The sequence below is a fragment of the Paenibacillus solanacearum genome (assembly GCF_910593845.1).
Lineage (GTDB): Bacteria > Bacillota > Bacilli > Paenibacillales > NBRC-103111 > Paenibacillus_G > Paenibacillus_G solanacearum.
In genome coordinates, this window is the sequence record NZ_CAJVAS010000046.1 from 26,202 (window position 1) to 46,411 (window position 20,210).

16 protein-coding genes and 1 riboswitch are annotated in these 20,210 nt (G+C 54.8%); of the genes, 10 read left to right on the forward strand and 6 right to left on the reverse strand.

Annotated elements, in window-relative coordinates; translation table 11 throughout:
• Window positions 1-12: 12 nt before the first annotated feature.
• Both KXG62_RS28870 and KXG62_RS28875 read left to right on the forward strand, forming a co-directional pair.
• Window positions 13-828 carry a hypothetical protein gene (locus KXG62_RS28870; protein ID WP_246627685.1) on the forward strand — a complete coding sequence of 272 codons (816 nt, stop codon included), beginning with the start codon at window positions 13-15 and terminating at the stop codon, window positions 826-828.
• A 311-nt stretch (window positions 829-1,139) separates the two neighbouring features.
• Window positions 1,140-1,276, forward strand: a riboswitch (cyclic di-AMP (ydaO/yuaA leader).
• A gap of 3 nt (window positions 1,277-1,279) precedes the next feature.
• A complete protein-coding gene (locus tag KXG62_RS28875) occupies window positions 1,280-1,750 on the forward strand; it encodes a C40 family peptidase (protein WP_246627686.1) in 471 nt (156 codons plus the stop codon).
• A gap of 50 nt (window positions 1,751-1,800) precedes the next feature.
• On the opposite strand, the gene KXG62_RS28880 is transcribed toward KXG62_RS28875, so the two are convergent.
• The gene (locus KXG62_RS28880) at window positions 1,801-1,971 is read right to left on the reverse strand and encodes a hypothetical protein (protein ID WP_218095473.1); all 171 of its coding nucleotides are present in this window, start codon (window positions 1,969-1,971) and stop codon (window positions 1,801-1,803) included.
• 184 nt (window positions 1,972-2,155) lie between these two features.
• Between KXG62_RS28880 and KXG62_RS28885 the strand changes: the two genes are divergently transcribed.
• From KXG62_RS28885 to KXG62_RS28905, 5 genes are all read left to right on the forward strand, one after another.
• Window positions 2,156-4,537, forward strand: a complete 2,382-nt coding sequence (locus KXG62_RS28885; protein ID WP_218095474.1) for a helix-turn-helix domain-containing protein — start codon at window positions 2,156-2,158, stop codon at window positions 4,535-4,537.
• A gap of 215 nt (window positions 4,538-4,752) precedes the next feature.
• Window positions 4,753-6,390, forward strand: coding sequence for an extracellular solute-binding protein (locus tag KXG62_RS28890; RefSeq protein WP_218095475.1), 1,638 nt, complete (start codon window positions 4,753-4,755; stop codon window positions 6,388-6,390).
• Between the two features lie 105 nt (window positions 6,391-6,495).
• The gene (locus KXG62_RS28895) at window positions 6,496-7,440 is read left to right on the forward strand and encodes an ABC transporter permease (protein WP_425517387.1); all 945 of its coding nucleotides are present in this window, start codon (window positions 6,496-6,498) and stop codon (window positions 7,438-7,440) included.
• Window positions 7,441-7,522: 82 nt separating this feature from the next.
• Window positions 7,523-8,404: a carbohydrate ABC transporter permease gene (locus KXG62_RS28900; RefSeq protein WP_218095476.1), complete on the forward strand. Its 882-nt coding sequence runs from the start codon at window positions 7,523-7,525 to the stop codon at window positions 8,402-8,404.
• A 171-nt stretch (window positions 8,405-8,575) separates the two neighbouring features.
• Window positions 8,576-10,681, forward strand: a complete 2,106-nt coding sequence (locus tag KXG62_RS28905) for a methyl-accepting chemotaxis protein (RefSeq protein WP_218095477.1) — start codon at window positions 8,576-8,578, stop codon at window positions 10,679-10,681.
• Between the two features lie 257 nt (window positions 10,682-10,938).
• Here the strand turns inward: KXG62_RS28905 and KXG62_RS28910 are convergent, their stop codons facing one another.
• Window positions 10,939-12,678 (reverse strand): ABC transporter ATP-binding protein, encoded by a 1,740-nt coding sequence (locus KXG62_RS28910; protein WP_218095478.1) that lies wholly within the window; start codon window positions 12,676-12,678, stop codon window positions 10,939-10,941.
• On the reverse strand, window positions 12,647-14,440 hold the full coding sequence (locus tag KXG62_RS28915) for an ABC transporter ATP-binding protein (protein WP_218095479.1): 1,794 nt from the start codon (window positions 14,438-14,440) through the stop codon (window positions 12,647-12,649). Before KXG62_RS28915 ends, KXG62_RS28910 begins: the two co-directional genes overlap by 32 nt.
• A 315-nt stretch (window positions 14,441-14,755) precedes the next feature.
• On the opposite strand from KXG62_RS28915, the gene KXG62_RS28920 reads away from it, so the two are divergent.
• On the forward strand, window positions 14,756-16,279 hold the full coding sequence (locus tag KXG62_RS28920) for an MDR family MFS transporter (RefSeq protein ID WP_218095480.1): 1,524 nt from the start codon (window positions 14,756-14,758) through the stop codon (window positions 16,277-16,279).
• A gap of 212 nt (window positions 16,280-16,491) precedes the next feature.
• A complete protein-coding gene (locus KXG62_RS28925) occupies window positions 16,492-17,325 on the forward strand; it encodes an exodeoxyribonuclease III (protein WP_218095489.1) in 834 nt (277 codons plus the stop codon).
• Between the two features lie 99 nt (window positions 17,326-17,424).
• Here the strand turns inward: KXG62_RS28925 and KXG62_RS28930 are convergent, their stop codons facing one another.
• Window positions 17,425-17,874 (reverse strand): SRPBCC family protein, encoded by a 450-nt coding sequence (locus KXG62_RS28930; protein ID WP_218095490.1) that lies wholly within the window; start codon window positions 17,872-17,874, stop codon window positions 17,425-17,427.
• 133 nt (window positions 17,875-18,007) lie between these two features.
• Between KXG62_RS28930 and KXG62_RS28935 the strand changes: the two genes are divergently transcribed.
• Window positions 18,008-18,841 (forward strand): helix-turn-helix domain-containing protein, encoded by an 834-nt coding sequence (locus tag KXG62_RS28935; RefSeq protein ID WP_218095481.1) that lies wholly within the window; start codon window positions 18,008-18,010, stop codon window positions 18,839-18,841.
• Between the two features lie 55 nt (window positions 18,842-18,896).
• Here the strand turns inward: KXG62_RS28935 and KXG62_RS28940 are convergent, their stop codons facing one another.
• Complete coding sequence (locus tag KXG62_RS28940; RefSeq protein ID WP_218095482.1) at window positions 18,897-19,262, reverse strand: VOC family protein; 366 nt, start codon at window positions 19,260-19,262, stop codon at window positions 18,897-18,899.
• Between the two features lie 113 nt (window positions 19,263-19,375).
• A complete protein-coding gene (locus KXG62_RS28945) occupies window positions 19,376-19,957 on the reverse strand; it encodes a uracil-DNA glycosylase family protein (RefSeq protein ID WP_218095483.1) in 582 nt (193 codons plus the stop codon).
• Between the last annotated feature and the right edge of the window lie 253 nt (window positions 19,958-20,210).

Consider the following 20,210-nt stretch of genomic DNA (forward strand, 5'->3'; position numbering starts at 1 on the left):
AGGTGAGAAGCGATGATGTGGTATTGGATGAAAAAAGGCTGGGCCATCGCCTGGGAACAGCCCTTCGCCGTATTTGCGCTCTTCCTGTATAACCTGGCTTGGGGCGTGCTCACTTACAAACTGGTGCAGTCCATCGTCGTCCCGCTGCTTCACCGGTATCCGGGCAAAGAGCTGTCTCACGAAGCGGCGCAGCTGTTCTGGGTCGAAGGACAGTTTCAGCTCATGAAGACGGACCTGCTCGTGCCGTATGTATGGTGGGCAGGCGCGCTGGTCGGGCTGCGCATGCTGCTCAGTCCGATCCTGAATGCCGGCATTTATTATTCGCTGAGCCGCCTGGAACTGAATGCGGGCTACCGGTTCGTGGAAGGAATCCGCAGGCTGGCGCTTCCCTTCCTCGGCTTGTACGCGATGCAGACGATTCTGTCGCTGGCCCCGCTGTACTGGCTCGTGCCGCATGTCCTGCATCAATTCGGCGAGCAGTCGTCCTACGCGGATCTCGGCAAAGCGCTGCTGCCTGCGGCGAGCTGCTTCATCGCATACGTCTTCCTGCTGCAGCTGTTCTTCCTGTACTTGCAGGTCGGCAAAGCGGACGGCCGCTCCACCCTGTACACCGTGCTGTTCGTGCTGAGGCAAGCGCCCATGATCATCCTGACCGCTCTATGCGTATGGGCCGTTACCTTCATCGTATCGGCCGCCGTCATGGCCTCCGCCTTCATCTGGGCCGGCCTGGCCGCGCTGATCTTGTTTCAGGCGTACAGACTCTTGCACATGTTCTTGAAGATGTGGGCCATCTCCACCCAATACGCCCTTTGGTCGGAAAAAGCTTAAATAAGCCCTTACGGCATAACGCGGAACGCCCCGCTCCCCTGCTACATCGGAGGAGACGGGGCGTTTTTGCCGTTCTCCGGCACAGCCTCGATATGCGCGCCGCGCTGCAATCGATCACGGCGTCTGGATTCGACACGCTTGTCGCAACGGGCGTAAGCTGTGCCGCACAATTTCCTTATTTTGTAAGCGCTAACACTCAACCCCGGAGCGTATCGGCAGGTTTCATGTTTTAACGGTTTATTTATTACAATTGTGTGACAAAAGAAGGAAAAACGCAATTTCGCTCGAATATCTGTATCTAGTAACACAATATGAAAATTTTGCCGAATTTCCGCTCGCGGAAAACGGGGGACCACAATCTGGGTGAATTGATCTCGCTACACAGTGATCATAGGGAACCTTCAACCGAACCCTCAAGCTAACCTCGTAGGCACCGGAAGGGGAAACCTCTTTGAAGAAGCTTGTCGGTTTTGCACTTTCTTTGACTATGTTTTGCAGCATTTCGGTCGGCAGCGCATTTGCTGAAACCCCACTAAGCTCAGCGGTTAACGCAGGTTTGGGCTCGCCGTACAAATGGTCCGGCACAACAACGAAAGGCTTTGACTGCTCCGGCTATACTTCTTGGGTGTTCAACAAGTTGGGTATCGACCTGCCGCATACTTCCAAAGGCCAAGCCACTGTCGGGGAATCCGTGTCCAAGGATCAGCTTCGTCCCGGGGACCTCGTATTTTTCAATACGGACGGCAAAGGAATTTCTCACGTAGGCGTCTACGTGGGCGACGGCAAATTTTATCACTCCGCTACGGACAAGGGTGTCATCATCACGAAGATGAGCGACTCCTACTACACAAAGCGTTACGTCACGGCCCGCCGTGTTCTATCGGACGAGCAGTACACGCAGTTGATGACTGACGCCAATTAATCACCGCTAAGAGCCGCGGCATCGACTTGATGCTTAGCGGTTCTTTTTTTTCATCCCAGCTTCTGCGCATCGGGTGCGGCTTCGGCATGGTCTTTCGAACGCCATGGCACAATCTGCAGACCGTTGAAGCAGCGGCTCATCTGCAGCAAGCGCGCTTCGGCCTCCGGCCATTCCATAGGCTTTCCCAAACAGGTTCCCTTATAGTTTAAGATGTATAGCATGATATCCGAGCCTCCTTGTCCCCTATTTGCTAATGATTACCCGCTGTGTCACATATTCAAACTATATTTTTTTACAGTTGTACGGTGCCTGAAATAGCGATTACAATTACAATATAAGAAAACGATATCACGATGCCCTGAATGAAGCCCGCCCGAAGCTGTCCGCCATGAGGAGGAACACCGCATGCTGTTGCCGAGAACTCTTTCCATTCATCGTCGAAGTATCGTGTTGACCTGGCTATTATCTTACTTGGCCGTACTTCTGCTGCCGATCACGCTCAGCGTGATTGTATACCGCGAATCCAGCGCAACGCTTGAGGGCGAAATTCATCAAGCGAACCATTCGCTCTTGAAACAGGTGCGGGAAGTGATGGACAATTACTTCTTGTCCATGGAGCGCCTGAACTTCGAACTCACGTGGAACTTGCAAATGCAGGAGCTGCTGAACTCCAATAAATACGCTTCTTCTCCAAACGAGTACATTTATGACCGGTACAAATTGACGCAGGATTTCAATTTATATCAGTCCGCTTATCCGACCGTCGATTTGTTCTATACGTATCTGGGCGGCGACAACACTGTCTTGCTTCCAGGCACCGTCCGCGAAGGGCCGTTCGCCTACCGCACCTTGCACTCGGACCCGTCGTTTCCGTATGAGGAATGGCATTCCCTGATCAACCGCAAAAATTTTCGCGGCTTCGTGCCGATGGTCCGCATCGATGAAAATTTGAAGATTCGCAAGACGGTCGCTTACGTCAGTTCGTACAATACGGATAAAGACGGGACACTGGCCACCAACGTCGTCATGATCGACCAAGCGCGCATCCTCGGCGCAATCCAGAACGTGGAGCTGTTCAATAAAGGACATGTGCTCATTCTGAACCGCGATAACGAGCCGCTCGTATCCAACTCGAACGATAAGATGCCTGCCGATTTTCCATACGACCAGCTCGGCGATGAATCGAAGTTTTTCTACTATAAAAAAGACGGGGAAAAATACGAAATTCATTCGATCCGTTCGGAGCGCGTCGGGCTGACGTATATTTCTATGATCCCGAGCTCCCTGTACTGGGAAAAAGCGCAGCACGTGCGTAACTTGACTTATGTCAGCATTCTAATCAGCCTGTCCGGCGGAAGTCTGCTAACCTACGTGTTCCTGCGCCGCAATTACAATCCGGTCCGGCGGCTCGTAGAGACGTTCTCCGGCAAATCCAACGTCAGCTACGGCAAGGAGCACAATGAATTTCAGTTCCTCGAGCAGGCGATCGGCACTACGCTGAGCGAGATGGACAAAATCATGGATCGCATGAAGAGCCAGCAGCACATCCTGCGCTCCAATTTTATCGCGCGTCTGCTGAAGGGCCGCATCGACAGTCAAATTCCGGTCGACGAATCGCTCATTACATTTAACATGAAGCCGATCTCCAGCGATTTCGCCGTCATCATGCTGTATGTCGAAGCCAGCGCCCCCTTCCATGAGCGCTTGGAAGGCATGGAATCCGGCGATAAACAGCGGCTGCTGCAATTTATCGTAAGCAATGTCGTCGAGGAGCTGGCCGGAAGACAGCATCGCGGCTATATGGCCGAGGTCGATCACGCGCTCGCCTGCCTGATCAACGTATCCGATTCGCAGGATGCCGGTTCGCGTATGGACGATCTGCTGCAGATCGCCAAAGAAGCGCAGTCGTTTTTGAACACGCACTACCATCTGCATTTGACCTTGTCGATCTCCTCGATCCACAGCGGCATTGAGAACATTGCCAAGGCGTACCTTGAAGCGCTCGACGCGATGGAATACAAGCTGGTGATGGGCGGGGGCGAAATATTGTCGTATGAGCAAATCTACAAAGCGGGAGCGGACGAAAGCGAGCCCGCCGCGTATTATTATCCGCTGCAAGTCGAGCAGCAGCTGATCAATTATGCGAAGATCGGCGATTTCCAGCGGTCGAAGGAGACGCTCAGCGGCATCATCGAGCGGAATTTGAGCCGACCCGTCGTCTCCATCGCCATCGCGCGATGCTTGATGCTGGACCTGGTCAGCACGATGATGAAAACGGTCAGCGAAATCGGCGACGGGCAGGAGCATTTCCTGCAGCAAAACACGAAGCGCATCGAACGGCTCAGCGCCTGCGAGACGCTGCAGGAGATGCAGCTGCAAATGACTGCGCTGCTGCAGAACGTATGCGATTATACGTCCGCCAAGCGGCAGCAAAACATTCAGCAGTCGCGGCAGCAGGCAATCAGCGAGCTGTCCGAACGGATTACGGGGTTCATCCATGAGCATTACCGCGACCCGAACCTGAACATTACGATGATCGGGCATCATTTCGAGATGAAGCCGACCTACTTGTCCCGGCTGTTCAAAGACCATACGGGCGAAGGACTGCTCGATTTCATCAACAAGGTTCGGATCGACAAAGCGAAACAGCTGCTCGAAGGCGGCAAGAAGAGCATAACCGATGCCTCCGGTCTCGTAGGCTTCAACGACGTGAACGCCTTTATTCGTACCTTCAAAAAATACGAAGGCATTACGCCGGGCAAATACAAGGAATTGTTGGAAGAATAAGCCGCAGCGATGCGGCTTTTTCGCTTAAACTTGTCCCCTTTTTGGAGGTTTTGCCGACGCGAGTGGCGATATTGCATACGAATCTGCGGCATTTTGCCGACTCGATTGGATATAATTGCGATTTCATTTGGCGTAAGCGCTATCATATAATGAGGGCATGAGAAGCGTCTCATAGACATCCGGACAAACCGGACCAAAACAGGAGGTCATACCATATGAAACGGAGATCCAAGAAATTCGTCCCCGTCATGCTGGCAACCACGATGATGGGCGGCTTAATGGTAGCATGTACTTCAAAAGCGCCGGATGCGGCGGAAGGCAGCAAAACTCCGAACGGTTCGTCTACGCAGGGCACTGCGGTGACGTATCCGATGAAAAGCGATAAAACCTTAACGTACTGGGGCGATCTGACGAGCAACCTTCGCGGGGTCAAAGCTTCGCATGAGGAAACGCCGTTCTTCCAGGAATGGCAAAAGCAAACCGGCGTCAAAATCAAATTTACCGCACCCCCGGCCAACCAAGCCAAAGAAGCGCTCAACGTGATGCTGGCTTCGGGCGAGCTGCCGGATATGATTGAGTACGACTTCCTGTCGTTCCCCGGCGGGCCGGAAAAAGCGATCAAAGACGGTTATATATTGAAGCTGAACGACGTCATCGATAAATATGCGCCGAATTTGAAGAAATATTTGAAGGAGCACCCGGAAGTCGACAAAATGGTCAAAACGGACAACGGCAACTACTTCGCGTTCCCGTTCATTCGCGGTGACGAGGCGCTCATGGTGTTCCAAGGGCCGGTCGTGCGTAAAGACTGGCTTGACGAGCTCGGGCTTCAAGTGCCGACGACGATCGACGAATGGACTGCGATGCTCAAGGCGTTCAAGGAAAAGAAAGGCGCAACGGCTCCGTTCTCCGTTAACAGCGCACCTCGCGTATTCAACGATTTCAGCAGTGGCGCATTCAGCGGCGCGTTCGGCGTCATGCGCAACTTCTATCTGGAAGGCGGACAGATCAAGTTCGGTCCGGCGGAGAAAGGCTATAAAGACTTCCTCGGCTTGTTCCGCAGCTGGTACGCGGAAGGATTGCTCGATAAAAACATCGCGACCGTCGACAACAAGCAGTGGGATGCCAATATCTCGTCCGGCGCTACCGGCGCAACGGTCGGCAATGCCGGCGGCGGCATCGGCAAATGGCAGCCGCTGGTCGAAGCGAAAGATCCAAAGGCGAAGCTCGTCGCCGCTCCGTATCCGGTACTGAAAAAGGGCGACACGCCGAAATTCGGCCAACGCGATCAGCCGTTCTCGAACGGCGGGATGGTGGCCATTACAGCCAACTCGAAAAACGTGGAATTGGCGGCACGCCTGCTCGATTACGGCTACGGCGAAGCCGGACATATGCTGTTTAACTTCGGCACCGAAGGCGTCAGCTACAAAATGGAGAACGGCTATCCGAAATACACCGATCTCATCATGAAAAACCCGGATAAGCTGGCTCCGGCACAGGCGATGTCGACGTACTTCCGCGCCAACTATAACGGACCGTTCGTTCAAGACAAACGCTATATCGAGCAATACTTGGCGCTTCCAACGCAGCGCGACGCGGTGGGCGTGTGGCAAAAGACGGACATGGCCAAATACCAGCTGCCGCCGATCACCCCGACGCCGGAGGAAAGCTCCGAGTTCGCCAAAATCATGACGGACGTCAACACGCTGGTCGATGAAATGACCATCAAGATCATCCTCGGTACCGAGCCGCTCGACAGCTTCGAGAAATACCAGGAAAAAATGAAATCGCTCAAGCTGGACCGGGCGATCCAAATTCAAAAAGCCGCGCTGGACCGCTATAACAAACGGTAAATGAATGCCGGGAGGGCCTGACCGCCCTCCCTCCTGCTTAAGACATTGCATTTGTCAGCCTACGGAAGGAGGGGAACAGTTATGGCCAAGACAATGACGCTTGAAATGGAAGCGAAACATGCCGAGCAAGCGCGGAAAGCGACCTTCATGAAGCGATTCAAAAAAGACTTTCTGCTCAATAAATATTTGTACGTGATGATGCTCCCCGTCATCGCGTATTACGCTATCTTTCAATACGGGCCGATGTACGGAGCGATGATTGCGTTCAAAGACTATTCCCCGATGAAAGGGATTCTTGACAGCGATTGGGTCGGACTCAAACACTTTTACGATTTTTTCAGCAGCTATTATTTTTGGCGCATATTGAAAAACACGGTATTAATCAGTGCCTACTCGTTATGCTTTGAGTTTCCGATGCCGATCATTCTGGCGATTCTGATTAACGAAGTGCGGAATCAGGCGTTCAAACGGTTTGTGCAAACCGTGACGTACATGCCATACTTCATCTCGCTGATTGTCATCTGCGGGATGATCAAGGATTTTACGAACAGCGGCGGTGTCATCAATACGCTGCTCACTCACTTCGGCGGCGACGGACTCGCACTGCTGCAAAAGCCCGAGCTGTTCCGTCCGATCTATATTCTTTCTGAAATTTGGCAAAAAATCGGCTGGGAGTCGATTATTTATATCGCCGCGCTCATGAGCATCGACCAGGAGCAGTACGAAGCGGCCCGTATGGACGGTGCAAGCCGGTGGAAGCAAATCACCAACATTACCTTGCCCGGCATTTTGCCGACCATCGCGATCATGTTCATCCTGCGGATGGGCAACCTGCTGAACGTCGGCTTTGAGAAAATTATTTTGCTCTACAATCCGGGCACATACGATACGGCCGATGTCATTAACTCGTTCGTCTATCGGAAAGGTCTGCTCGAGTTCGGCTGGAGCTACAGCACCGCCGTCGGCATCTTCAACTCCGTGATCAATCTGATGCTGCTCATTCTCGCCAACCGCATCAGCCGCAAAGTGAGCGAGAGCAGTTTGTGGTAAAAGGAAAGGCATTGCGAAGCAATGCCCTGCTTATGCTTTCGATGCTGGCATTGCTGCGCAATGCCCTGAGGAGGGGATCCCCATGCACAAGAACGCCGGATTGGCCGATAAAACGTTCGATGTCGTGATTCATACCGTCTTGCTTGCTCTTGTCGTCATTACACTGTATCCGCTGCTGTACGTTACCTTCGCTTCGATCAGCGACGCCTCGCAGTTGATCAGTCACACGGGCTTTCTATGGAAGCCGCTCGGACTGAGCTTCTCCGCGTACGAGAGCGTATTTAAAAATCCGAGCATTCTGACGGGCTACCGCAACACGCTGTTCATTCTCGTCTTCGGCGTAGCCATCAACCTGTTTCTCACGGCGCTCGGCGCGTACGTGCTGTCGCGCAAAAACGTGATGTGGAACAAAGCATTTATTTTCATTATTGTGTTCACGATGTTTTTCCACGGCGGCCTCATCCCGCTGTACCTCGTCGTCAAGGGCGTCGGACTCATCGACTCGCTGTGGGCGACGATCATCCCATTTTCCATCAGTACGTTTAACTTGATCATTATGCGCACGGCGTTCATGGCGATTCCGGAAAGCCTGGAGGAATCGGCCAAAATCGACGGCGCAAACCATTTCACGATTTTGTTCAAAATCATTTTGCCATTGTCCATGCCGGTCATCGCGGTTATGATTTTGTACTATGCGGTGGAAAAGTGGAACGGCTGGTTTTATGCCTCGATCTTCCTGAAAGACCGTGACTTGTTCCCGCTGCAGGTGATTTTGCGCGAAATCTTGATTTCCAATTCCACGGACAGCATGTCCCAGGGCGCGAGCGCGGGCGACCAGTTCCAAATCGGGGAAACGATCAAATATGCGACCATTATGGTAGCTACGGTCCCGATCCTGCTCGTGTATCCGTTCGTGCAAAAATATTTCGTCAAAGGCGTCATGATCGGCGCGCTGAAAGGTTAAAAGATCAAGGTCCGTTCCCATACCGAACAATGAAACTGCATTCTGCCTGATAGGACTTTCTATCCAGCGGATGCAGTTCTTTTTTCATATTATATATGTAAAGTTTCGCTAATGTTTTTATCAAAAAGTGTCGATATATGTCATACTGCACTCGAGGGGGAACTTACACTAATGGCATGGTATCGAAATCTCAATCTTTCCATCAAGCTCGTGACGACGGTCGGACTTGTCCTGATCGCTGCCTTCGGCACACTGATCGGCCTGAGCTTGAAGCAGCTTCATTCGGTCAGCTTAAGCAAGGGAGAGCTCGAAGCGAATCAAGTCGGCCAAAACTTTACGCAATCGTTCAAGAACGATCTGATCAGCGCGCAATCCACGCTCCAATTACTTTCCATAACTTTGCTGGATGCGAAAGAGCAAAAAAAGTTATCGCGGGACGACGTCGTCCGGATCCTCGCCGATAATTTGGACAAGCAAAAAAACATTTTGGCAATGTATACGCTGTGGGAACCGAACGCGTTCGACGGCAACGATAAAGCCAACGTAAACAAAGCTCCGTATGAAGACGAAACCGGACGTTTCGTTCCTTATATCGCTCGCAGCGAAGGCAAAATCATCATGGAATCCAGTAAAGATTACGACAAAACCGGCGCTGGGGATTATTATCTTCTTCCCAAGAAAAGCAAAAACTTGACGCTGCTTGAGCCTTATGAATACGCCGTTGCCGGCAAGAAGACGCTGATCACTTCGGTCGTTCTGCCGATTCTGGATCCTTCCGGCGCGTTCCTCGGCATTGTCGGCATCGACTTCTCGCTGACTGAGCTGCAGAAAAAAGCGCTCGACATCGACTCCACTTCGGGGTACGTTTCCATCGTGTCGTCCCAGGGTACCTATATCGCGAACGGCCACTCTCCGGAGCTAGTCTCGAAACCCTACACGGACAGCCCGGAAAAAAAACAAATATGGAACGGCATTCAATACGGGAGAATGTCCCACTACTCTCACGAGCCCGATGGCAGCCGTTCCCTGCGCATGTTCTCGCCGATTCTGCTTAAAGGCAGCACCGAAATCTGGTATTCGGAAACGGTCGTTCCGGAGGATATCGTACTCCGTACATACAAGGAAAGCATGCTCGCGTCCGTGGTTATTTCGATCGGCGCCTTCTTGGCGATCGGGGTTCTGATCGCACTGGTCATCCGTTATATGATTTTGCGCCAGATCAAGGCAATGGTTCGTATGATGCAGCAGCTGGCCGAAGGCAATTTCACGCAAACGATGACGGTCACGAGCGAAGACGAATTCGGACGGATGGCGCAGCACTTCAATGCCATGATCGACAAGCAGCGCCGCATGCTCCGGCATGTCACGGATTTGTCCATGTCCGTCGGCGCGACCTCCGAGGAGCTGACGGCAAGCTCCGAGCAAACGAGCCGCGCTTCGGAGACAATCGCGCAATCCATCCAAGAGGTTGCTGCTGGAGCGGAGACGCAAAATCATCATGTGGCGGAAGCGACAAAAGCGATGACAGACATGTCCCTGGGCATCCAGCGCATCGCCGAGTCTTCCATGGCCGTATCCGAATCGGCCGGCGATGCGGCGAAGCAGTCGGAGCAGGGCAATGCGTCCATCCAGGAAGCAGTGAAACAGATGGAGGTCGTCCGTTCCACCGTACGCCATTCGGAGGCGACCATCCGCCGTCTCGAGGAGCGGTCCGCGGAGATCGGAGGCATTGTCGGCATCATTACAGGCATCAGCACGCAGACGAATTTGCTTGCGCTCAACGCAGCCATCGAGGCCGCCCGCGTCGGCGAGCACGGTCGCGGGTTCGCCGTCGTCGCGTCGGAGGTACGCAAGCTGGCCGAGCAGACAACAGCAGCCGCGGAGCAAATCGGCGATCTCATTCAAGAGATCCGGACCGATACGGCACAGGCGATGGAAGCGATGGGACAAGGCACAGCCGAGGTGGAAAAAGGCGTCGAGCGCGTCTCCGCAAGCGGCGAGCTGTTCGCTTCCATTATGGCGGAAATTCAATCCGTGAACATGCAAATTCAAGAAGTATCGGCCGCGGCGGAACAAATGTCCGCCAGCTCGCAGCAGGTAACCGCAACCGTGGAGCAAGTGGCGCATATCGCCGGCGAAGCTTCGGCGAACTCGCAGAGCGTCGCCGCTTCGTCCGAGGAGCAGCTAGCGACGATGGAGGAAATATCGTCGGCTGCAGCATCGCTCAGCTCGATGGTGCAGGAGCTGCTCGACCAGCTGTCCAAATTCAAGCTGTAGCATATAAGGTATACCATACAAACACCGGTGAGGGCTGCATAAACGCCCACATCGGTGTTTTGCTGTATTCGAAGCTATGGCGCGGAAGGCAGGGCTACAAGCGCGCAGCGCCAGCAATGGAACCGCCGGCCTGCGGGATCATTCATTGCTACAGCTCCGGCGGACGCGACCAGCCTGTGTTACGCCTTCTCGGCTCCACGAAACGGTCGGTCTGTTCAGCCCCGGGATTCCTATGGGCGAACTTCCGCAGCCGGCGTCTAGCGGCGCGCGGCTTGAGCGGTCCAGAGCTCCCGGTACAGACCCGGCTGCGCCAGCAGCTCGTCATGGGCGCCGCGCTGCGCAATTAGGCCCTCGTCCAGCACGAGCACAAGGTCCGACCGCCGCGCGACGTCAAGGCGATGGGTGATAAAGATTACAATCATGTCATTCCGCTCTGCAAGCAGTCCTTCCAACAGCCTTCGCTCCGTTCGCTGATCCAGCGCGGAAGTCGCTTCGTCCAACAGAAGCACAGACGGCCTTCGCAGCAGCGCCCGCGCAATGCTGATTCGTTGACGCTCGCCGCCGGAAACCGCATATCCCCGCTCCCCTACCTGCGTGTAAATACCGTCCGGGAGATGTGCCACCCACTCGCTCAACTGCGCAATGCGGACCGCCGCCTCCACGTCCTCCATAGACGCCTCCAACCCGAATGCGATATTATCGAGAATCGTCCCGCTGCGCAGCATCACCTCCTGCGTCACGCACAGCACATGCCCGCGCAGCCAGCCGCGGTCAACTTGGCCTAGCGGCACTCCGCTTATGCGAATATGGCCCGCATCCGGTTCTCTCAGTCCCAGCAGCAGATCGACAAGCGTCGATTTGCCCGATCCGCGATAACCGACGACAGATACAACCGATCCCGACGGGACGCAGAAGCGGATATCGCGAAGCACGCTCCGGGCTTCATAGCGGAACGACAAGCCGTCCGCCTCCAATGTCACCGGCTCCGCGGGGACGATTCCACGGCCCTCCTCGTTAACGGCAAAAGCAACGTCGGTTACCCGGTTGACCGAAGGGATGATCTTCACGATCGACAGCAGCAGCTCGATCAGCTGCATGCCGAACGGCCGCAGCCAGTTGTATACGGCGACAAAGGCGACAAGGGCGCCGATGGTCATGCTCTGCTGGAGCACGAACCATCCTCCAGCCGTATACATCAGCACGAGAAAGCAAGCGTTCAGCGTTCCGTTCAACAGCCGGACCTTATGGTCCAGTACGATCCCTCGCTTCGTCTGTTCCCACTCCTGCCGAAGGCCGCGGCGGACGGTGTCAAGGGCAGCCGTTTCTTTGCCGCTCGCTTTGATAAAAGCCGCGGCGGATACGATTTCCCGCACGGTCTCGGCGACGCGCGAGTTGCGCTCCGCCGTCTCCTCCGCCCGGCGCTTGACATGCCGCCCGAGCACTGCCATCAGGGCGGTTTGTCCCGCCCACAGCAGCAGCACAAAGGCCGCGAGCCCCCCATGAAGCGTGAGCAAAATCGCCGCGCCGACGACAAGCGTCACGATATGAAACAGCGTGAACCCGACTTGTCCGTTCACCTTGTCGGAGATAAAACGGGTGTCGTCCAGCATCCGCGTCATCAAATCGCCGGCCCGCTGCCGCGACTGCCAATCCCACGATTGATGCTGGACACCGTTATACAGAGCAGCCCGCCCGCGGCCCGCCAATTGCTCCATAAACCGCCCCCAGTGAACCTCCAAAATAATCATCAAGCTTCCCGTTATCGGTGCGGCCACCATACAAATGGAGACGATCACGAGCAAACTCCAGCTGCGCTCGGGCAATACAGTCTCCAAAATGTACTTGGACATAAACGGCGGCACCATGTAGAGCAAGCTGCCCACGATATTCTTCATCGCGATGAGTACGAAATTCAGCCAATAAGGCAGCAATTGCCGCTTGGCATACGATGTTACAGCCTTTCGATTACCGGCTGCCGAGGGCAATTCGCCGTTCACTGCGTTCCTCTCCTTCCCGAATTCCATATTCCGTGCTTTCCGGAGACCGTTCAAGCTCTTCGTGCCACATGCGCGCATACAATCCTTGAAGCGCCAGCAGCTCCCCGTGCGTGCCTTCCTCCACCAACCGCCCTTTGTCGATCACCGCAATGCGATCGGCCAAGGCGGCCCCTTTCAAACGATGGGTCACGTTAATTCTCGTGATCCCCGCGGCCCGGGCGGCCAGCGCGGCATACACCGCATTCTCGCTCGTCTGGTCCAGCGACGAAGTCGCCTCATCCAACAGCAAAATGTCCGGCTGCTTCAGCATCGTGCGCACGAGCCCGACAAGCTGCCGCTGCCCCCCGGACAGCGCTTCTCCGTTCGCGCCGATCTCGGTCTCGTAACCAAGCGGCAGCGAGGCCACAATATCCTGCGCTGCAAAGGCGTTCAACCACGAAGCCGCATGCTGCCGGTCCGCTTCCGCCAAGTACGTCAAGTTATGCAGCAGCGTGCCGCGGAACAGCACGGCTTCCTGCATCACGTAGCCGATCCGGCCGCGCACATGCGTCGCATCCAGCTGACGCAGCGGGTAATCGCCGATGCGAATCTCCCCTTCCGCCGGCTCCTGCAGGCGAAGCAGCAGCTTGAGCAGCGTGCTTTTCCCCGCGCCGCTCGGCCCGACGATCGCCACATGCTCCCCCGGCTGCACCGTCAAACGTATGTCGTGCAGCAGATCGCCTTGGTCTCCCGCTACCGTAACGCCGTCAAACACAATCGGCAGCCCGCGGACATGCTCCGGACGCAGCAGTCCGTCCTGCCTTCCCGGCTCCACCGGCAAGCGCAGGTAATCCATAATGCCATGGATCCGCGCCTTGATATCGGTAAAGCCGGCATACAGCCCGAAGAATGAACGCACCGGCGCGTTAACGGCAGGAATATAGGCCAGAATCGTGACCAGTTGCCCGATGGACGCTTCCCCGTTCATCATCTGCCACCCGGCAAACAGGAACACGAGAACGGGAGCCAAGGAATCCGGTATGCGGGGGAACGTCCGGTACACGCTGTCGACGATTCCCTCCTGAACCTTCATGGCGGCCCACTGCTCCTGCTCCTGCGACACGTCCGCAAATTCCTTCCGCTCCGTACCGTACAGTTTGATTTGCTTCATTGTCTCCAGCTTTTCCAGCACGCTTTGCCGGATGCGGGAATCATGCTGCGCCAGATGCTTGCGCACAAGCCCTCGCCTTCGCCCGTACCCATGCACGGGGATAAACAATATGATATACGCCGCCAACAGAACGACTGCAAGCACCCCGTTCCATCGGGAGATGACGGCGACCGCCATGCACGCAAGCAGCAGCTCTTGCACGAAGCTTGGCAGTGTCGCCAGCCCGAACTGCTGAATCACCTTCGTATCCTTCGTACATCGCTGCAGCAGCTCCCCCCGCGCCGTCTTCGTCATGAAGTCGGACGAAGTTCTCATGACCGCGGCTAACGTTTCCTCCGTAAGGGCGTAGGAAAGATGAATCATCGTCTTCGACGACACGTACACCCTCGCCGCGATGCATAGTTCGCTCAGGAGCATCACGCCCAGCAGCAGCAGAGCGGTCAGCTCCATGCCTTCTCCGCCTCGAAGCATAACAGCATCCATTAACCGGCCGATCAGCAGCGGAGCCGCCGCTCCGCACAAGGAAGCCGTTACAGTCAGTAAGGCGACGACCAAAAGCGCGCCCCGCGAACGAGCCAATTGTTTCGCAAAAAATAACAGCCACTCCGGCATTCACCCCTGCCCCTTTCCACCATTTGTAAGTAGACCTACTGTAACAGCCGTGCTTTCCGAAGGTCAAACCGCAAAAACAAATGTTCGTGTCTACGCTTCTCCCGTCTTGAAAAGGGCCGTCGGCTTTTTCTGAAAATGAAAGCTTGACCATGCTCCGTTATTCGCCCTTTTCCATAAAAGTGAAGCATGACGCCGGCAAAAAATGAACTGCCGTTCTTACCAAAACACTGACATACAGCTGTCAGCGAAAGAGCTCTATAGTAGTGCCATAAGTAAGAAACCATAAGACAAGAACAAGAAGGAGCGGTTTTACGAATGGGAACAAAAACAAATAACGGGCCGATCGGCTACATCCTCGCCGGCTTGCTGCTCGCGATTCTCATGGCGTCGATGGACAACACGATCGTCGCGACAGCGATGGGCACGATCGTAGGCAAGCTCGGCGGCTTCGACAAATTCATCTGGGTTACCTCCGCTTACATGATCGCCAGCATGGCCGGCATGCCGATCTTCGGGAAGCTATCCGACATGTACGGCAGGAAGCGGTTCTTTCTCTTCGGCATGATCGTCTTCCTGCTCGGCTCGATCCTGTGCGGAACGGCGCAAAGCATCGTACAGCTCAGCTTGTACCGCGCGATTCAAGGCATCGGCGGCGGCGCACTCGTGCCGATTGCATTCACGATCATTTACGACGTCGTCCCGCCGGAGCAGCGCGGCAAAACGATGGGATTGTTCGGGGCCACCTTCGGCTTGTCCAGCATTTTCGGACCGCTGCTCGGCTCCTACATTACGGACTATATCGATTGGCGGTGGATCTTTTACATCAACCTGCCGATCGGCCTGCTGTCTCTCCTGTTCATCCTGCTTCACTATAAGCCGTCCGTCGGCCAGTCCAGTCAAAAAATCGATTGGATCGGGGCGGTCACCCTTGTCGGCGCAACCCTCTGCCTGATGTTCGGGCTGGAGCTGGGCGGCCACACCTTTGCTTGGAGCTCCCCGCAAATCGCAGGCTTGTTTGCCGGGTTCGCCATCCTACTGCTCGCCTTCCTTTGGGCGGAAGCCCGGGCGAAAGAGCCGATCGTCTCGTACCGCATGTTCCGCAACCGTCTGTTCCGGGCGAGCGCGCTGATCGGCTTGTTTTACGGAATCGCCTTTATTGTGGCGACGGTGTACATCCCGATCTTCGTGCAGGGCGTCATGGGCGGTACAGCCACAAGCTCCGGCCTGCTGCTGCTGCCGATGATGCTCGGCGTCGTCGCCTCCAGCCAAATGGGCGCAATGCTGTGCACCAAACACGGCTATCGCAGCGTCATGCTCATCTTCGGCTTTATTTTCCTGCTCGGCATCGGTTTGCTTGGCACCTTGACGGCCTCCACGCCGAAATGGCTCGTCACCCTCTACATGATCGTCACGGGACTCGGCATAGGCGCCTCGTTCTCCGTCCTGAGCATGGCGGCCATTCAACATTTGAGCCCGATGCAGCGCGGGTCGGCGAATGCAACGATCAGCTTCGTCCGCGAGCTGGGGATGGCCATTGGCATTACAGTGTACGGCATTGTGCAGCGGAACCATTTTGCCTCAGGGTTAGCCGACGCGCTGAGCAGCAGCGGGCAGCCGGCCGGCGGTGTCTCGAGCGACCCGCGCGTCCTGCTTTCGCCCGAAGGCCGAGCCGCCATCCCTTCACCGCTGCTGGAGAAAATAACCGGTGTACTGTCCGGATCGATCAGCTACACCTTTCTATGGGCGCTCATTCCGACCGTGCTCGTGATCTGTTTCATGCTGATGCTCACCAATGACAAGATGACGGAGGAACAGTCGGCAGCGCCATCGGCCGCCTAGCGGTATAGCCGACGCACGTCCTGCGTAATCCGAAGGCTTCCCTGGCAGCGATTGGCCGGGGGAGTTTTTTCATGTGGATCTATGGGCGGAATGGCATATTTTTCGCGAAACCGCCGCCGTGCAGGACGATCTATGGTACACTATCGTTTAGATGAGAGACGCTTCCGATGAAGGAAGCCGAACTAACGGCAATACGGCAAGGAGAGACAATGATGAAGCTTGTATCGTGGAATGTAAACGGCCTGAGGGCTTGTATCAATAAAGGCTTTTCCGACTATTTCAAGGAAGCGGATGCGGATATTTTTTGCCTGCAGGAGACAAAGCTGCAGGAAGGACAGCTCGAGTGGGAACAGGACGAGGCATACGATACGTACTGGAACTACGCGGAGAAGAAAGGGTATTCGGGGACGGCGGTTTTTACGAGGATCAAGCCGCTTTCCGTCCGATACGGCCTGGAAGCGGATGACGAGCCCGAAGGCCGCATCCTTACGCTGGAGTTTGAAGGCTTCTATCTCGTCAACGTGTATACGCCGAACGCGCGTCGGGATTTATCCCGGCTGCCGTTCCGGCTGGAATGGGAAGAGCGGTTCCGCAGCTATCTCCTGGAGCTGGACAGCCGCAAGCCGGTTATCGTCTGCGGCGACTTGAACGTGGCCCATCAGGAAATCGACCTCAAGAACCCGAAATCGAACCGCAACAACTCCGGCTTTACCGAGGAAGAACGGGAGAAGATGACCCTGCTGCTGGAAGCAGGCTTCACCGATACGTTCCGCCATATGTACCCCGAGCGGACGGATGCCTATACTTGGTGGTCTTATATGCCGAAGGTTAGAGAGCGGAATATTGGCTGGCGCATCGACTATTTTCTCGTGTCTACACGGCTGAATCCGCTGTTGATCGACGCCCGGATCGACTCGGAGATTACAGGCAGCGACCACTGCCCTGTCATCTTGCTGCTCGAGGATTGGACCGAAACGGTAGACGTTGACGCTGCCGGCGAAGATGAAGATGCGGGGAGCATCACGAAGGCCGAGAATCCCGATTGAGATTCCCGGCCCTCGTGCGCCGTGCGCCGGACTGGTGAAACAGCCTCTTGTCGTAAAAGGCTGTTTCACCGAGCCGACGGATATTCGCTATGATTACCGTTACCAGCCGAAATCCAACGTTTTCCCGGTTTCCACGTAAGACTTGATATTGCTTAAAATCATCGGCCAGCCATCCTTCGTATTCTCATACGAAGGATGGCCCTCCGGCCAGCGGTCGTTCACGAGCGTAAGCTTCGTGCTGCCGCCCACGACCTCCAGCGTAAGCGTCACCCGCGTTTCCAGCTCGGCATGATTCTCGCGGTAAGACGGCCCCGGATGTTCCGTATAGCTCATGAGCCGGTACGGCTCGAAGGTGAGAATCGTGCCATAGACATGCACCGTCTCGTCTCCGTCGTTGCCCGGCCCAACGTACTTGTAAGGCGCGCCGACTTCAAAGGTCGATTCGAGCGTCGATCCGAAAAAGATCGCTCTCGTTCCTTCCGGCGATACGAGCGCATGCCATACGTCCTCCGGCTTCGCTCCAATATACGTAACATAGTTGAGATCCATCATCATGTCCTCCATTCGATAAGCTTTCCGCGTTATTTAGTTTCATTTATTTCCAATAGCTAGCCCCATTATAAATAAAATCGATTCACAAGTATTGTAAAAACGCGACAACTTGATTCGGGGAGGTGTGTTCATGAAACCAAGCGCGAAGCAATCCGACAGAGGCATCCTGAAGGCGGAAGCGGGCAAGCAAAATTTCTCCCTTGCGCGCTATGAGCCTACCCAGACGCTGGCCCAACTGGTTGAGTATTACTGGGTCGTGCAGTGGGACTTAAGAGGACAAGCCCCCTATCGCCAGGTCGTATTATCTTATCCGAGCGTCCATATGGCGTTCGAGAAAGAGCATCACGGCATGTTTGCAGGCGTGTACGGCGTGCCGTCAGAGCCCTACACCCGCCACCTGCAAGAAACCGGCGTCGTCGTAGGCGTCAAATTTCAGCCTGGGGGCTTTTATCCTTTCTGGAAACAGCCGATCTCCTCCATCACCGGGCGAATCTTAAGCGTCGGTGATATATTCGGTGAAGACGGGACGGCGCTGCAGCATGAGATCTTTGAACTGGACGATGCGGAGAAAGGGGTTCAGCTCGTTGAACGGTTTCTGCTCGAAAGGCTCCCGGCGCCAGATGACAACGTCGCGCTGCTGAACCGGATCGTGCAAACCGTGATCGACAACCGGGAAATTACGAAGGTGGAAGACGTTGTATCACTGCTTGGCATCAACAAACGAACGCTGCAGCGGCTGTTCAGCCGTTACGTCGGCGTCAGCCCGAAATGGGTCATTAAACGCTACCGTCTCCAGGAAGCGGCAGAGCTGATCGAAAAAGGCGAGTTAGCCGATTGGTCCGCCTTGTCGCAGCAGCTGGGATACTACGATCAGGCGCATTTTATTAAAGACTTTAAGGCGATAGTCGGCCGAGCGCCGATGGAATACGTGAAGGACGCCGGGGGCGCGGGGCAGCAGCGGTAGCGCATGTCCCCCTTCGGCCGTTGCGACTGCGAGGCGCCAGGAGCTGCTTCATTCCTCAGGCGAAGCTCGTGACCTCGAACATGATTCCGCCCAGCGCGGTAAAATACAGCGTGTAACCGCCCCGAATTTCCCTCGGCCTATGGTCTACCGCAACGTCGGCCGCCACAAGCCGATCGCAGAACCGGTCAACCTCTTCCCTCGTGTCCACGTAAAACCCGACATGGAAGTCTTGCGGGTACGCCGCAACCGCATCGCCGTTCGTCCGCGGCCCGCTTAACACGAGCGTGAACCCGTGACCGTCGTTCATGACGGCGATCGCCTCCCCCTTCTGCTCCACTAATCGGAAGTCGAATATGTCTCGAAAAAAATCGCGCGCTTCGATGATATTCGAGACGCATAAGTTCAAATGATTTAGCCGCAAAATTCGTCACACTCCATTTTCTTGAAATTAATCTAATACAATTAGATTAATTCACTGTGGCATCATTGTCAATGAAAACAGAGTGAGTTTCGAATGCTGCATTATCGCGGGGCTTAGGCAAGCTCCAGTACGCTCCAGATCATCTCCCTAATTTCCGGCAGCCGTTTCTCTTCGAACTGCGGGTGGTCCTTGAACCATTTCACATTCAGCGGCGAAGGATGCGGCAGTACGATCGCGGGTTTTTGGTGCAGCGTACTGTTTTTGAACACCAAATCTTCAAACCGATCCTGCGGAAACAAAAACTGGGCAGCCTTCGCCCCGATAATCACAAACAATCGATTGTTTACCATTTCCAATTCTTTCACGAGCCACTTTTTAGCGCAGCTTAATGGGGGAGAATTGTCGCCGCCCCTTGCGTTTTTGCCGGGAAAACAATGCGATAACGCGGTAATATAAAAGTTGTCTTCGTCGTAAAAGACGTCGTCCGTGATGTTATACCATTTATACTTCAGCTTCGCTCCAGTCTGGTCGTTGAACGGCTTCTTCGTGAGATGCACGTTATGGGAAGGCGCCTGACTTATTTGAAAAATTTTGGACTGTTCCTTCCCATGGAAAATCGGAGTTGGTGTAAACCCGAACTTCGCTTTGCACGCCTCGCACGCAACGATTTGTTCTTTCAATTCTTCGAACGTCATGGCACATCTCCTGCTTCAGCCTGGGAATGAATACATTTGACCCGTACGATTATTTCGAATACACGTTGAATTTTCGTATACTTGCTGTTAACGTTGCTTTGCGCATTCCTTCCACCCACCAAATCTTATGGTCTCAACTTTCGCATCTAATAAATCAGCCTAAGTCCGTGTGCGTACTGGATTTGTGATCGATAAGATACCTTGATTGAAAAATAGAAAAACACCGCTTCCTTTGGTAAAGTGAGAGTGTCGA

Bases quoted from the DNA above. Each gene is read 5' to 3' on its own strand.
- KXG62_RS28945 (WP_218095483.1), bottom strand. From the start codon at position 19,957: ATGACGTTCGAAGAATTGAAAGAACAAATCGTTGCGTGCGAGGCGTGC.
- KXG62_RS28905 (WP_218095477.1), top strand. From the start codon at position 8,576: ATGGCATGGTATCGAAATCTCAATCTTTCCATCAAGCTCGTGACGACG.
- KXG62_RS28925 (WP_218095489.1), top strand. From the start codon at position 16,492: ATGAAGCTTGTATCGTGGAATGTAAACGGCCTGAGGGCTTGTATCAAT.
- KXG62_RS28915 (WP_218095479.1), bottom strand. From the start codon at position 14,440: ATGCCGGAGTGGCTGTTATTTTTTGCGAAACAATTGGCTCGTTCGCGG.
- KXG62_RS28935 (WP_218095481.1), top strand. From the start codon at position 18,008: ATGAAACCAAGCGCGAAGCAATCCGACAGAGGCATCCTGAAGGCGGAA.
- KXG62_RS28880 (WP_218095473.1), bottom strand. From the start codon at position 1,971: ATGCTATACATCTTAAACTATAAGGGAACCTGTTTGGGAAAGCCTATG.
- KXG62_RS28870 (WP_246627685.1), top strand. From the start codon at position 13: ATGATGTGGTATTGGATGAAAAAAGGCTGGGCCATCGCCTGGGAACAG.
- KXG62_RS28930 (WP_218095490.1), bottom strand. From the start codon at position 17,874: ATGGATCTCAACTATGTTACGTATATTGGAGCGAAGCCGGAGGACGTA.
- KXG62_RS28885 (WP_218095474.1), top strand. From the start codon at position 2,156: ATGCTGTTGCCGAGAACTCTTTCCATTCATCGTCGAAGTATCGTGTTG.
- KXG62_RS28920 (WP_218095480.1), top strand. From the start codon at position 14,756: ATGGGAACAAAAACAAATAACGGGCCGATCGGCTACATCCTCGCCGGC.
- KXG62_RS28900 (WP_218095476.1), top strand. From the start codon at position 7,523: ATGCACAAGAACGCCGGATTGGCCGATAAAACGTTCGATGTCGTGATT.
- KXG62_RS28895 (WP_425517387.1), top strand. From the start codon at position 6,496: ATGGAAGCGAAACATGCCGAGCAAGCGCGGAAAGCGACCTTCATGAAG.
- KXG62_RS28890 (WP_218095475.1), top strand. From the start codon at position 4,753: ATGAAACGGAGATCCAAGAAATTCGTCCCCGTCATGCTGGCAACCACG.